The 13,001-nt window shown below is 60.5% G+C and carries 12 protein-coding genes; 2 read left to right on the forward strand and 10 right to left on the reverse strand.

All coding sequences use genetic code 11. From position 1 onward, the window contains the following. Positions 1-852: 852 nt before the first annotated feature. From ACSOSP_RS19340 to ansP, 3 genes are all read right to left on the reverse strand, one after another. Positions 853-2,346, reverse strand: a complete 1,494-nt coding sequence (locus ACSOSP_RS19340; protein ID WP_455312486.1) for a benzaldehyde dehydrogenase — start codon at positions 2,344-2,346, stop codon at positions 853-855. A gap of 199 nt (positions 2,347-2,545) precedes the next feature. Beyond that, positions 2,546-2,797: a DUF883 family protein gene (locus ACSOSP_RS19345; protein ID WP_455312487.1), complete on the reverse strand. Its 252-nt coding sequence runs from the start codon at positions 2,795-2,797 to the stop codon at positions 2,546-2,548. A gap of 191 nt (positions 2,798-2,988) precedes the next feature. Continuing rightward, the gene (gene ansP, locus ACSOSP_RS19350; RefSeq protein WP_455312488.1) at positions 2,989-4,485 is read right to left on the reverse strand and encodes an L-asparagine permease; all 1,497 of its coding nucleotides are present in this window, start codon (positions 4,483-4,485) and stop codon (positions 2,989-2,991) included. A gap of 311 nt (positions 4,486-4,796) precedes the next feature. Between ansP and ACSOSP_RS19355 the strand changes: the two genes are divergently transcribed. Continuing rightward, on the forward strand, positions 4,797-5,801 hold the full coding sequence (locus ACSOSP_RS19355; protein WP_455312489.1) for a LysR substrate-binding domain-containing protein: 1,005 nt from the start codon (positions 4,797-4,799) through the stop codon (positions 5,799-5,801). Between the two features lie 74 nt (positions 5,802-5,875). Here the strand turns inward: ACSOSP_RS19355 and aroE are convergent, their stop codons facing one another. The 5 genes from aroE to ACSOSP_RS19380 are packed head-to-tail and all read right to left on the reverse strand — an operon-like array spanning position 5,876 to position 9,728. Further along, positions 5,876-6,709, reverse strand: coding sequence for a shikimate dehydrogenase (gene aroE, locus ACSOSP_RS19360; protein WP_455313731.1), 834 nt, complete (start codon positions 6,707-6,709; stop codon positions 5,876-5,878). Further along, positions 6,709-7,929 (reverse strand): CaiB/BaiF CoA transferase family protein, encoded by a 1,221-nt coding sequence (locus ACSOSP_RS19365; protein WP_455312490.1) that lies wholly within the window; start codon positions 7,927-7,929, stop codon positions 6,709-6,711. Before ACSOSP_RS19365 ends, aroE begins: the two co-directional genes overlap by 1 nt. After that, complete coding sequence (locus ACSOSP_RS19370; protein ID WP_455312491.1) at positions 7,929-8,387, reverse strand: MaoC family dehydratase; 459 nt, start codon at positions 8,385-8,387, stop codon at positions 7,929-7,931. Before ACSOSP_RS19370 ends, ACSOSP_RS19365 begins: the two co-directional genes overlap by 1 nt. 1 nt (position 8,388) lies before the next feature. After that, positions 8,389-8,781 (reverse strand): VOC family protein, encoded by a 393-nt coding sequence (locus ACSOSP_RS19375; RefSeq protein ID WP_455312492.1) that lies wholly within the window; start codon positions 8,779-8,781, stop codon positions 8,389-8,391. Next, complete coding sequence (locus ACSOSP_RS19380) at positions 8,778-9,728, reverse strand: ketopantoate reductase family protein (RefSeq protein WP_455312493.1); 951 nt, start codon at positions 9,726-9,728, stop codon at positions 8,778-8,780. The genes ACSOSP_RS19375 and ACSOSP_RS19380 overlap by 4 nt, the downstream gene beginning before the upstream one ends. 96 nt (positions 9,729-9,824) lie before the next feature. On the opposite strand from ACSOSP_RS19380, the gene ACSOSP_RS19385 reads away from it, so the two are divergent. Further along, a complete protein-coding gene (locus ACSOSP_RS19385) occupies positions 9,825-10,730 on the forward strand; it encodes a LysR family transcriptional regulator (RefSeq protein ID WP_455312494.1) in 906 nt (301 codons plus the stop codon). 150 nt (positions 10,731-10,880) lie between these two features. On the opposite strand, the gene ACSOSP_RS19390 is transcribed toward ACSOSP_RS19385, so the two are convergent. Next, positions 10,881-11,447: a cytochrome b gene (locus ACSOSP_RS19390; RefSeq protein WP_455312495.1), complete on the reverse strand. Its 567-nt coding sequence runs from the start codon at positions 11,445-11,447 to the stop codon at positions 10,881-10,883. Then, positions 11,444-12,505, reverse strand: a complete 1,062-nt coding sequence (locus ACSOSP_RS19395) for a catalase family peroxidase (RefSeq protein ID WP_455312496.1) — start codon at positions 12,503-12,505, stop codon at positions 11,444-11,446. Before ACSOSP_RS19395 ends, ACSOSP_RS19390 begins: the two co-directional genes overlap by 4 nt. Positions 12,506-13,001: the final 496 nt, after the last annotated feature.

Genomic DNA, 13,001 nt, shown 5'->3' on the forward strand with positions numbered 1-13,001 from the left:
GTAAGCTATATGAAGGCCTGGGAGATATGCCGGAGTTCGGTTGCGTCATGCCACCTCCAATACTTCACAAACCGTTAAGCTGAAGTCGGCGACGTTTTGAGTCTGGCTGGATTCAAATTTTTTTTATAGTGCTTTGACTCGTTGCGCTTGTCAACGAAAAAGCGATGTCATGCTTGCGTGAATATCAACTCAATTAATCTGACAATAAGTCGCCGGGAGCTTCCTCGATGTTATCTGGCTAAGGTGCGGGTCGCGGCGCGCGCCATTACCGCAAATTGGATCGTCGGTCATCAGCGGCCCCCGAACAAAGTTTGCTCCGACCTCGTTGACTCGCACGTGCATCCAGCTATTTAAAAATGAAATCATCGATCAAGAAATATGACAGTTGGGCTCCGTGACAAGTCACAGTGACGATGTGTGATCTACCGTCGAGCTGCTGCGAGGGGCCGCTTCAATCAGTGACGTGCCGCTGGCCTGCGGCGATCAAATGACCGTTGGCTGAATAAAGCCGCCTGCTGAACGCCCGAGAGGACGCTTCGGGCGAAAGTCCCTTAATGGCCGATAGCGCCAGTTCAACTAAGGCGTCTGAAGCCGACATTCGCGAAGACCGGGACGAGCTCGCCAACGACCGCAATGGCCAAAGATATGACGACCGGCTCCAAGGCAGCAATGACCGTTGCACTCCGACCAGCGCCGATCTCCGACCGGTGTGATTCAAGCCATGCGCTCGCGTCTATGCTGCGAACGCTCCTTGCTCAGGCGACCAGCGACCTCAGCCATGCAGTAGTAAAAGGCAGGACGCTTCCCGCCCCGAGCACCGGCCATTTCGCCCGGTGCCCCCGGGACCCCACGTCAGAACGGATAATCGGGTGACGTGTCGTTCACTGTTTGCCAAAGCCACTGAGTATATTCATGTTCCCATGCCGGCAACCCGGTGCGTGCACCGTTGCCGGATGCCCCCATTCCGCCGATCGGGCCATACACTTCGTGAATGACCGGCTGATCATTGATATGAACAACCCCCGTCTTCAATTGCCCTGCAATTGCCTGAGCCTGCTGTAGCGAACGTGACTGAATCGCAGCGGCAAGCCCATATTCCGTTTGATTCGCCAATACGACTGCCTCTGCATCGTCCTTGACCGACAATACCGCCGCAATGGGTCCAAAGATCTCTTCATGAAAGAGTGGCATATCCGGACGCACGTCGACCACCACGGTCGGCTCGAAAAAAAGACCGTTGCGCTTGCCACCCACTACCACGCGAGCGCCCGCCGCAACACTGTCGTCGAGAATCTTCTGCGCACGCCGCGCCTGCCTCTCGTTGATGATGGGACCCAACTGCACATCTGCACGAAACGGATCACCCTCCTTGAGCCGCGCTGCACGCGCTGCCAGTTGGGTCACATAGTCATCGAATACCTTTTCATTCACAAGATGACGGCCGATCGTGAAGCAGATCTGTCCCTGGTGGAAAAACGAACCGAAGGCGCCGGCCATTGCGGCCCGCTCAATATCGGCGTCTTCGCGAACAATGAAAGCATTATTGCCGCCGAGCTCAAGCGCTGCGCGTTTCAGCAGACGCCCGGCCACTTCGCCCACCCGCCGCCCCGCGCTGGTTGATCCCGTAAACGAAATCATTTTGACATCCTGATGAGCCACCAACGCTTCGCCTGTGTCCGCGCCGCCGGGCAGCACATGGAATAGCCCATCGGGAAGACCGGCTTCCTGCAGCAGACGCGCGATCAGAAAACCACCGCACACCGGGGTATGGACGTCGGGCTTCAATACCACCGCATTGCCGAGCGCCAACGCCGGCATGATTCCCCGCACTGCCAATATCAACGGGGAATTCCAGGGTGTAATGATCCCGACCACGCCAATCGGAACGCGCGTCGCCATCGACAGCCGCCCATTCGATCGTGACAGCACCAGCCCTTCCGGTTGGGTCGCAAGCGTACTGGCCTCAAGAGTCTCGCGAATCGACAGATCGGCTTCAAACAGCCCCTTGTTTTTGATCGATCCCGTCTCGCGAATAACCCATTCCATTACCTCTTCACGATGACGTTCCAGCAGACTGGAGAAGCGTCGAACGATATCGCCACGCACAGTCGCAGCGGTCGCCGCCCAATCCCTTTGAGCCCGCACCGCTGCCTCAACTGCCGCATCGACATCACCCGCGTCCGCCAATCCAGCTATGTACAACGTCTCGCCAGTTGCCTTCTCGACGACGTCAACAGCCGCTCCCCCGGCAGGACGAAAGCCGCCAAATCCGAACAGTTGTCCTTGATAAGTAGTCGCGTTGAAAAGCGACTCATCACGATTCGTCTGTGTAGTTTTCTCCGACATATCCCGCTCCTCATGCTCCTATGGATAATGAGCGGGAATATGACATTCATCGTGCGGTCAGGATAGAGAAAACCTGTCCCGTTTGATGGACGCTGAATCCACAACTGGTTAGGTCTAGAGGTTCGTATTTGGCCTTGGCATGATTGCTACGATAAAGCAGCTATTCGTAACAGGGTTGGCTCCCCACGGCCGTTCCCTGCTATCTCCGGCCGACCAGCCACCCAATGAGCACCCCAACGCCCAAGGCCACCCCGGCAGTCGACCATGGACGCTCGTGCACATAACCGTTCGCCAGCTTCGCCGATTTCTTTCCCCGCGTGATGACCACGACCTGGGCATCGGCCACCTTTTTGCGGGCGTGCTTAAGACGCGCTCGTACCTTACGGGAATCAAGCGTTGCCGTTTGCAGCGTTTTATCCACGTCGTTCACCGCATTGTAGGAATCTGACATGCTGTTACCCCCGGGTTCTAATGATTAGGAAAACACAACGTTTAATAAAGCGTTCGAAGGAACCGCCATCTGCCCGGGTCCTCAGCCGCCGTCCCTCTCAAACCGGCGATCGTATGACCTAGATCTCGACAGACAGCGTCCCGGTACCCTTCCCGCTGCGCACGCCCAAAACGGGCATGACGCAGCAGTTCCTAGCGCGGGTTGTCCTCGAGAATGCTCTGCGTCAGGCTGACTGAGGGAATCGTCGGCTTCATCATGGTCAGCGCGCGGCGGCGCACCCCATACCATCCAGCGACCAGCAGCAGGACCACGACTGGAATCGACGCGACTGTCCACGTGCCATTCGGGTAGTCGAATGCCATCAACACCAGCACGCCCAGCAAAAACGCCAGCGTCAGCCACGATGTCACCGGCGCGCCGGGCATCTTGAAGGTGGTGGGTTCAGCTTCACCGCGGGCCACCGCCTGACGCAACTTCATCTGGCAGACAACGATGAACCCCCAGGTGCTGAGAATACCGAGCGACGCTACATTGAGCACGATCTCGAACACGCTCGACGGAACTAAATAGTTGAGCACCACGCCCAGAACGTAGATCGCCACCGTCACCAGGATGCCGGCATACGGAACGGACTGTGAACTCATGCGGGAGAGGAAGTGCGGCGCGGAGCCTCCCATCGACAGTGCGCGCAACACGCGTCCGGTGGAATACAGTCCCGAGTTCAGGCTCGACAGCGCAGCTGACAGCACCACGATATTCATCACAGAGCCAACCCCCGGCACGCCAAGCGCGCCAAAGAACGTGACGAACGGGCTCTGTCCCGCCTTGTACGCGCTCCACGGCAGCAAACAAACGAGGAGCACCACGGACCCGACGTAAAAGAGCGCGATACGCCAGATCACGCTGTTGATGGCACGCGGCAGCACCTTGCGAGCATCCTTGCACTCGCCCGCGGCCGTGCCAACCAGTTCCACCCCCGCAAAAGCAAACACGACGCCCTGAACGAGGACCAGCGCCGCCATCAGTCCATGCGGGAACAGGCCGCCATTTTCTGTAATCAGATGCGAGCCCGTTGCGTGTCCGGCAACCGGCGTACCCGTGCCCAGAATGGCGACGCCGATAAGCAGGAACAGCGCGATTGCCGCGACCTTGATCAGCGCGAACCAGAACTCCATTTCAGCGAACCATTTCACGCCGATCAGGTTCATGGTGGCGACAATACACAGCGCCGCCAGCGCGAACAGCCATTGAGGCACGGCGCTGAATGCCGCCCAATAATGCATGTAAAGCGCGACCGCGGTGATGTCGACAATGCCGGTCATCGCCCAGTTGAGGAAGTACATCCATCCCGCGACAAACGACGCCTTTTCACCCAGGAACTCTCGCGCATAGGAGACAAAGCTGCCGCTGCTCGGGCGATGCATGACCAGTTCGCCCAGCGCGCGCAGGATCAGGAATGAGAAGGCACCGCATACCAGATACACGAGCGCCAGGGCCGGCCCGGCTATTTGCAGACGCGCGCCCGCGCCAAGAAATAATCCGGTGCCAATGGCGCCGCCGATTGCAATCATCTGAACCTGTCGATTGCCCAGCGTTTTGTGGTACCCCGCTTCATGGGATTCCAGCCAGCTTTTCTTATCCACCTCACCGGGCGCTTGAACCGATGATGGATCGGGTGCTGTAGCCATAATCATCTCCTGCTTAAGAATGGTTTTAAAAAAGCGATGAACTTTGGCGGTATGGCCGTGCGTATCCAAAGCCTCCCGGCTCAGTCTTACAAACTCTATCCAGATGACGCAGGCTCAGATCAACATGTCGAGCGACATGTCAACTTGGCTGGGAAGCCCAAAATTAGGGTGTCAAATTGACGGGTGCAATGCCTATGCAATTTTCGACTAACGCCATTCGAAAATAGATATTGGTTATTGGCCGACCTGTGGCACGCTAGAGAAACTTATTGACCCATGGCAACGGTCGACGTCCTTGAAGAGCGATGACTATGGAAGCAAAATGGCTGGAAGATTTTCTCAGTCTCGCGGAGACAAAAAGCTTTTCCCGGTCGGCCCGCAACCGTGATTTGACACAGTCCGCATTCAGCCGGCGCGTTGTCGCGCTCGAGACATGGATGGGAACGAAACTGGTGGACCGCAGCGTCAACCCGATCTCGCTCACGCCCGCGGGCCGGATGTTTCGCAGCCTGGCGACGGATATTTTGAAGAGCATGTATGCTGCCCGTAATATGGTGGGCGGTTATGAACAGTTTGCCGACAGCGATCATGTGGTTCATTTTTCGGTCGCTCACACGCTGGTGTTCACGCTTTTCCCGGACTGGCTCAAACGGCTGAACGGAAAGTTCGGCGACATCATGGCCCGGGTCCAGGCGGTCAATGTCCCCGAGGGCGTGCAACATCTCCTTGCCGGTGACAGCGACCTGCTGATGGGCTACCACCATCCCCATCTTCCCCTTGGACTGGACCCCAATCTCTTTCCCTTCCTTACGCTGGGCGTCGAGCGGGTCCTGCCGGTCTCTGCCGCCGACAGCAATGGCAAACCGTTATTCGAGCTGCCTGGAAAAAGCGGCAAACCACTGCCCCTGCTGGCTTATTCGTCAGGAGCGTTCCTTGGGAACGTGGTCGAAATGCTGTTGCTGAATGCCACCGAGCCGTACGCTCTGTACCGATGCTTCGAGACTCATATGTCCGAAGCGTTGAAAGGCATGGTAGTGGCAGGTCACGGCATCGGCTGGCTGCCGGAGAGCTGCATCACCAAGGAATTGAGCGACGGCTCGCTTGTCAGGGCAAGCTCTGACGCCTGGACTACCGAACTGGAAATACGCCTGTACCGTTCCGGCAAGCAGAGAGGCAGAGCCGCCGAACAGCTCTGGGCCTACGTTGAAAAACAGATAGTTAAAACAGACGTCAATGGGCCATCGGCGAGCCGGGAACTGGATAGACAAGAATTCGATCCTGCGGAGGTTACAGCGCGATCCTCTACTTCTGGATAGCGCGTTTGCAAAGCGCAATTCGCGCCCTGCTGAACGATTTAGGCCGAAGTGTCATCCCCGGCCTCCTGATGCGTTCAATCGAGCGGAACCGTCAGCTGGTCGATCACGGCGCGCGTCTGGGGCCGCACGCCACGCCACCAGGCGAAGGCTTCCGCCGCCTGCTCCACCAGCATGCCGACGCCGTCCGCGACACTCGCCACGCCCGCATTGCGCGCGAGCCGCAAGAATGGCGTCAGCCGTTTGCCGTAGGCGAGCTCATAGGCGACACCCTCCGGGCTAAAGACACCCGGCGGAACCGGCGGTAACTCGCCAGTGAGACTGGCCGATGTCGCGTTGACCACAAGGTCGAAGCGTCCCATTGCTTCAAGATCACCATAACCACAGGCGAGCAATGAACCGCTCGCCACGACCTGCGCGACCAGCGTGCTGACCTTCGGGACGTCCCGGTTCGCAACGACGAGTTCAGCGGGCCGCGCCGCCAGGAATGGCAGCAATGCACCCCGCATCGCACCACCCGCGCCGAGGACCAGCACGCGCTTGCCGGCCATCGGCTGGCTCAGGTTGACTTCGATGTCACGCACCAAGCCGACGCCATCGAAGTTCTCGGCCACGATCCGCCCGTCCTTGAAGCTCAGCGCGTTGGCAGCGCCAGCCAGTTCCGCGCGCTCACTGCGTTCATCGGCCATCGCGAACGCCTTCAACTTGAAGGGTGCGGTCACGTTCATGCCTTTGCCGCCCGCCGCGATGAACGCACGCACAGTCGCGGCGAAGGCGTCGTGCGGCTCCAGCGGCCCTTCGATGGCCGTATACGACATGTCCTGCTGCGTTTCTTGCGCAAAGAGACCGTGGATCAACGGAGATTTCGTATGGCCGATCGGGTTGCCGATCACAGCGTACTGGTCGGTCATCATGGCCTCACCTTCGAATACAGCACGCCGTCGGTTTGCATCGCGTCGATCTCGGCAGCGCCGAAGCCCAGCGAATGCGCGACTTCCGCGTTGTGCTGACCGAGATCAGGCGCAACCTCGCGAATCGTCGTGTCGCAATCGGAGAATCGGAACGGCAGGTTCGGCAGACGCAACTTGCCATAGCGCGGGTGCTCCTGCTCGACCACCATGCCGCGCGCAATGATCTGCGGATCGGCAAGCACTTCGTCGATGCGCTGCACCTTCGCGCAAGACACGTCGATACGATCGAGCAGTTGCAGCACCTGCGCGACCGGCCGGCCGGCCACCCAGGGCTTCACCACGGACAGAATCTCCAGCCGGTTGGCATTGCGGCCCGCGGGCGTGTGAAAGCGCGTGTCGGTGCCGAAGCCGGCCGGGCCGCCATGCGCCTCGACGAGCACGGCGAAGCGCTTCCAGGCGTCGTCGACCTGCGCTGCGATCACGAGGTCGCCATCGGCGGCTCGGAACACGCCATAGAGCGTCGACGTAGGCATGTCGTGACCGGTCTGCTCGGGCACGATGCCTTGCATCGTGTAGCACTGCACCGCGTATTCGTGCATCGACACCAGCGTGTCGTAGAGCGCCATGTCGATGTGCTGGCCCCGACCGCTCTTCACGCGACCGAGCAGCGCGGCGTTGATCGCCGCCACCGCGTGGATGCCCGTATACATGTCGCCGAGCGAGATGCGCATCAGCGGCGGCGGCTCGCCGGGGTTCCCGATCATCTGCATGATCCCGCTCTTGGCTTCGGCAATCAGGCCGAAGCCGGCGCGATGCGCGTCCGGTCCCGTATGGCCATACGCCGAGATCGAGCAATAGACGAGACCCGGATTTCGCGCGGAGAGTTCGTCATAACCCAGCCCGAGCTTGCCCAGCGCACCGGGCCGGTAGTTCTCGACGAACACGTCCGCCGAGTCGCACAACCGCTGCATGAACTCCTTGCCGCGCGGGTCCTTCATGTCGACGCTGACGCCGCGCTTGCCCATGTTGAGTTGCAGGAAATAGCCGCTCTGCTCGTCATCAAGCACGGTGGCATGCTGACGTCCCGCGTCGCCGCTGCCGGGACGCTCGACCTTGATGACTTCGGCACCGAGCGCCGCGAGGCAGCGCCCCACGTACGGACCGGCCAGGAAGTGGCTGTAGTCGACAACCCGAATACCTTCGAGAGGACGTGCTTGCATCAGAATGCTCCCGGCCGGCGCGGCACCATCAGACGATGCTCGCCATGCTGGACGACCTGGCCGTCCTGATTGATCAGCTCCGACGGCAGCACGACGATGCCCCAGCCGGGACGGCTCTTGCTCGCGCGCATCGCGCCCACGCGGAATTTGACATGCAGCACGTCATTGACCTTGATCGGCAGGTTGAAGTCCCACGTCCAGCCGAGCGACATGCCCGGCAGGAAACGGTATTCGCTTTGGGTCTTGAGGCCATCGGCAATAGACAAGCCAAACAGGCCGTGCGCGACGATCGAGCCAAAGTGGCTCGCGTTCGCGTATTCCTCGTCTACGTGGACCGGCGTGTGATCACCGGTGAGGTCGGCGTAGGCCAGAATGCGTTCTTTGGTCACCGTGTAGGCCGGGCTCACGCATTCGTCACCCTCGCGTGCGTCGTCCCAGTATTTATCGACAATCGTCATCTCACACCTCCGCACGCGGGTTAATGTCCAATGCCCGCGCAACGCACGAGGCGGGCCTGGCCTGGATCAGTTCGACGGCGAGGCCGTCCGGCAGGCGCAACCAGTTGCGTCCTTGTGGCATTTCGCTGACGTCGTAGCGTCGCGCGGCGGCTAGCGCTGCCTCCATGTCTTCGCACATCACGCCCAGGTGGCCAAGCCGGCCTTCAGGACCGTCGTGGTCCGGGCTATGGATGAATTGCAGGCCACCGAGCGTCCAGTACTGCCGGGGTTCCTCAACGGTGCCGTCGATCTCGCGCATCGTCATGCCGAGAACATCTTCGAAAAAGCGGATGTGCCAGTGAATGTCCTTCACCCAGATGGCGACATGCTCCAGATACGCCTTGCTGCCGTTCATGCGGTTGTCTCCAATTGTTGTCGGTCGCTCATGGCACGCTCGATGCCCTTGATACAGGCCACCAGCGTCGCGTTGACCGGGGTCGGCACGCCGTGCCGTTGTCCCCAGCGCACGACCGCGCCGTTGATAAAGTCGATTTCGGTGATGGATCCTTTTTCGAGGCTTTGCAGCATCGAGGTCTTGAACGCCGGCGAGAGTCCTTCGCCGGCGAGGATCCACGGGCGTTCAGGATCGGTGGTTGCGAGCGTCACGCCGGCGGCATGGGCGACTGCCATCGCTTCGGCGACCGCTGCGAGCGCGGTCGTCTTCAGAAGCGGTTCGTCGTAGAGTTGGCCGTAGGTGAGGCCCGTGGCTCCGGTCAGCGCGCCTGTCGCGACATTGACCAGCAGCTTGTCCCACATCGTGCCAACGATGTTGTCGCTGACCGTCGTGGCCAGTCCGGCAGCGTTGAACGTTTCGGCGATCGCCTCCACGCGGGAGGTGACCCGGCCGTCAAGCTCGCCGATGTAGGTGGCCTTGCCGGCGACACCGGACTCGATGTGTCCCGGATTGCGCATTACCCCGCCAACGTACGTCTTGCCGGCCAGCACCCGATCGCGACCCACGATGCCGGCAAGCACATCTTCGTGCCCAAGGCCGTTCTGCAGCGACAGGACGAGCGTTTCGTCTCCGATCAGTTCCAGTGCGCCGCGCATCGCGGCGCTGGTATGAAATGACTTGACCAGCATGACGACCAGATCGACGGCGCCGGCCTCCGCGGCCCGTGTCGTGGCGCGGACCTTCACGTGACGGGAGCCACTCGCATCGTCTACCTGCAGACCGTCACGCCTCATCGCCTCCACGTGCGCCGCCGAGCGGTTCAGCAACCAGACCTCATTGCCCCCTTCGGTCAGCGCCGCGCCAATGGCGCAGCCCAGCGCCCCTGCACCCAGAATCGCAATCTTCACTGCCGTCTCCTTAACATTGGAGATCAAGATACGAGTCAGCACTCATATCGGCAATACAATGCTCACAATGACGTCATTGCGAAAGGCAATAGTCCTATGAACTCGACCGAACTTCCTGACCTGAAGCTGCTGCAGTTGTTTGATCTCCTCTACGATGTCCGCAGCGTCACCCGCGTGGCCGAGCAGCTCGGACAGAGTCAGCCGACGATCAGCATCTGGCTGGGCCGTTTGCGGGAGCATCTGCAGGACCCGTTGTTCGTACGTACACCGGCCGGGATGGCGCCGACGCCACAAGCCGATGCGCTGATCGGGCCGTGCCGGGAGATTCTCGAATCGCTGCGGCGCTTCGCTGCCTGGGAAATCGCGTTCGATCCCGCCACGGCGAAACGGCGCTTCCGTATCTGCATGACCGACGCCAGTCACATCACGCTGCTTCCGCGAATGCTGGCGCACGTGCGCGCGCTGGCGCCGGGTATACGCCTGGAAGCGGCGGGTATCGACGGCAATACCGAACGGGCACTGGAATCCGGCGAGGCCGACCTTGCGATTGGCCACGTGCCCTGGCTTGGCGGTGGGATTTACCAGCAGCAGCTATACCTGCAGGATTGGGTGTGTCTGACGAATCGCCATCACCCGCGTCTGAGGGCCAAACTTGGGTTGAAGCATTACCGCGCGGAGGGACATGTCGCGATCGCTGCGGGGACGGGCGCGCAACTACTTGAACAGGCGCTGGTGCGCGAGCATATCGAGCGCGAGGTGGTGCTGGAGTTGCCGGGGTTCCTCGGGCTGGGAGCAATCATCAAGAACACCGACCTGATTGCGACTCTGCCCCGACACATTGGTGAGACCCTGGCGAAAGTCAATGATCTCGCGGTGCATCCCTGTCCAGTTCCCGTGGATGGTTTCGCAGTTCGGCAGCACTGGCACGCCAGATATCATCACGAAGCGGGAAATCGTTGGCTGCGAAGTCTGGTCGTGCAGTTGTTCTGCAGTGCGGGTTGACCACGGAATTCTGGCCACGCGTCGGGTCCCGCGCCCGAAACATTATCCACGTGGGAGAGGCTGAGCTTAAGCGCGGTTTGCCGAACGGCATCAAAGCACTGCGTCGCGAACGGCACCGGCGCTTAGTCAAAGATTCGTCTCGCTCGAAGGTCACCGATCGCCGGAAGGATCGGTCCCGACGCCTGAGCGCCACGACGCCATCGCCTCGAAGACACCGTCACGTCTGACCAGCGCGTGCAAAAGCGCCGCCGCCAGGTGAAGCACGATCAGCGCAAAGAAGCATAGCGCGAGCGTCCTGTGCGCGTTCCAGAGCAGCGTGTGCAGACTGTTGCTATGCGGCAGGATGGACGGCAAATGTACGCCGAACACCACGACAGGATAGTCGGCGGCCGACAGCATGCCCCATCCAATCAATGGAAGTCCGATCATCAGCAAGTAGAACGCGAGATGCGAAAGGTGGGCGGCGAGTTTCATCGGTACTGGCATCGAGGCCGGCAGCGGCGGCGCGCCGCGCTTGAGCCTCACCACCAGGCGAATCAGCCCCAGCACGAGAATCACGATGCCCAGCGGCTTGTGGATGGACACGAGCGTCAGGTAATCCGGGCGAATGGTGGACACCATCCCGACACCGATGAACAGCATGGCCAGAATGCAGATCGCCATGAGCCAGTGAAGAACACGTTGCAGCGGCGTGAAGCGAGCATGGATCGGGGTCATGGCGTGGCTCCTCCCGCGGGATGGTGCGGATAGTCCTTATCCTCAGCGGTCCGCCGGTTGAACGACACCGAATAGGCGGCTGAGCGCGCGGCGGGAAACGGGTCGTCCGAGACGTGGATGCCGGGCGGCAAGACAGTGGGATCGAAGTTGAGATCGCGACACGGTCCGTCAGGCTCGGGTTCGATGGCGTTGACCACCAGCGTACCCGCCTCCACCTTGCGTCGATCCTCCGGCCACGCTTTGGTGGGGTCCGCAGTCGGGTCGCCGGGATTGGCAACTATCACGACCAGCGTCCATTTTTGCGGCGCGCTGTGCACGCGCTGCGTGATATCCGCGTCGAGGAAGTCGTCGCCACGCGCCTTTAACTGCTCGGGAGTGACGGCCTCGGGCTGTGCGGCCGGCACAAAAGACCAGCGCACGGCCTGATCCTGTCCAGCGGCATCGGTGAAGATAAAGCTGTTGAGGCTGTTGTACTGCTCTTGCGCAAACGAGCCCGTCCACGGTGCGCTGCCGGCCCACGCCGCAAACGCACCGAACTCGGGATGTGCGCCAATAAAATTCTTCATGGCGTCCGGATCGCTCTTGTCGCCCGCGGCCTTGAGCAAAGCGTAGAAGGCCTGCGGCGTGGAGACCGCGAAGATGGGGGCATCGATCATCGCTGAGCGCCACTCGCTTCCGTCCGGCGCGACGACGCGCAGACTGAGGCCCCGGACCCGGACCGTGGCGTCCGGCGCCTTAGGGTCGGCCGTAGCGAGGTTGAAACGTCCCGTGACCGGATACGAGCCGGCCGCGAACATGGGCGCCCTGGACAGGGCCACAGCCGCACCATTCGATTCGAAGCTGCCGGTAAAGCAGACGCCCTTGGCGTGATTGCGCCGGAAGCCGAGCGCCGCGCCGCCCGGCGGCGCGAGAGCGTTGACGATCTTTGCCGGCGTCAGGCGCCCCGGCGAGAGCCAGCCGGCCGTAAAAGCGAAGGCTGCGACCAGCGCGACCACGACGACTGCGATCAGGGCCAGCGAACGGACTGTGGATGTGTTGGAAGCCGGTCTGTCGTCCATCTATCTCTCCTGGTGGAGTATGCCGGGCACCCCTGCCGGCACATATGAAGAAAGAGGAAATCTCCTGACGCTCATCCAGTCTATGTAAAAAGCTGAACTTCAGGCAATCAAAAATCTTTCTTCTGATATTCCTAAGTGGAATATAAGGTCGCGGGGACAAACCTGGCGGTCGATAATGTGCTACCGACCTGGAGCTGCGCGAGAAGGGGTGTTACCGCCACATTGCTGTGTTTGATAGCGCGTTTTTTATAACAATTAGCATAGCGAATAAAATAACGGAGACACGCGGCGCGAGGCATGGCTGTTCGTGGCGAGACTTTCTGCAGGAAAGCCACAGCATGCAGCCAGTTTTTCATTGTTCGTGTTTCCCGACAGATGAATTCGCATTGTCTTTCTTTATCCCTGACGCTGAGCCTCTTAGGATTCACCCTAGCCCAGACCCGGGAGACGCGCCGTTGCGCCACTCCCGTATCGCATGAACCTTAGGGAATCTTAT

Source organism: Caballeronia sp. KNU42, from assembly GCF_053760385.1.

Bases quoted from the DNA above. Each gene is read 5' to 3' on its own strand.
- ACSOSP_RS19340 (WP_455312486.1), bottom strand. From the start codon at position 2,346: ATGTCGGAGAAAACTACACAGACGAATCGTGATGAGTCGCTTTTCAAC.
- ACSOSP_RS19345 (WP_455312487.1), bottom strand. From the start codon at position 2,797: ATGTCAGATTCCTACAATGCGGTGAACGACGTGGATAAAACGCTGCAA.
- ansP (WP_455312488.1), bottom strand. From the start codon at position 4,485: ATGGCTACAGCACCCGATCCATCATCGGTTCAAGCGCCCGGTGAGGTG.
- ACSOSP_RS19355 (WP_455312489.1), top strand. From the start codon at position 4,797: ATGGAAGCAAAATGGCTGGAAGATTTTCTCAGTCTCGCGGAGACAAAA.
- aroE (WP_455313731.1), bottom strand. From the start codon at position 6,709: ATGACCGACCAGTACGCTGTGATCGGCAACCCGATCGGCCATACGAAA.
- ACSOSP_RS19365 (WP_455312490.1), bottom strand. From the start codon at position 7,929: ATGCAAGCACGTCCTCTCGAAGGTATTCGGGTTGTCGACTACAGCCAC.
- ACSOSP_RS19370 (WP_455312491.1), bottom strand. From the start codon at position 8,387: ATGACGATTGTCGATAAATACTGGGACGACGCACGCGAGGGTGACGAA.
- ACSOSP_RS19375 (WP_455312492.1), bottom strand. From the start codon at position 8,781: ATGAACGGCAGCAAGGCGTATCTGGAGCATGTCGCCATCTGGGTGAAG.
- ACSOSP_RS19385 (WP_455312494.1), top strand. From the start codon at position 9,825: ATGAACTCGACCGAACTTCCTGACCTGAAGCTGCTGCAGTTGTTTGAT.
- ACSOSP_RS19390 (WP_455312495.1), bottom strand. From the start codon at position 11,447: ATGACCCCGATCCATGCTCGCTTCACGCCGCTGCAACGTGTTCTTCAC.
- ACSOSP_RS19395 (WP_455312496.1), bottom strand. From the start codon at position 12,505: ATGGACGACAGACCGGCTTCCAACACATCCACAGTCCGTTCGCTGGCC.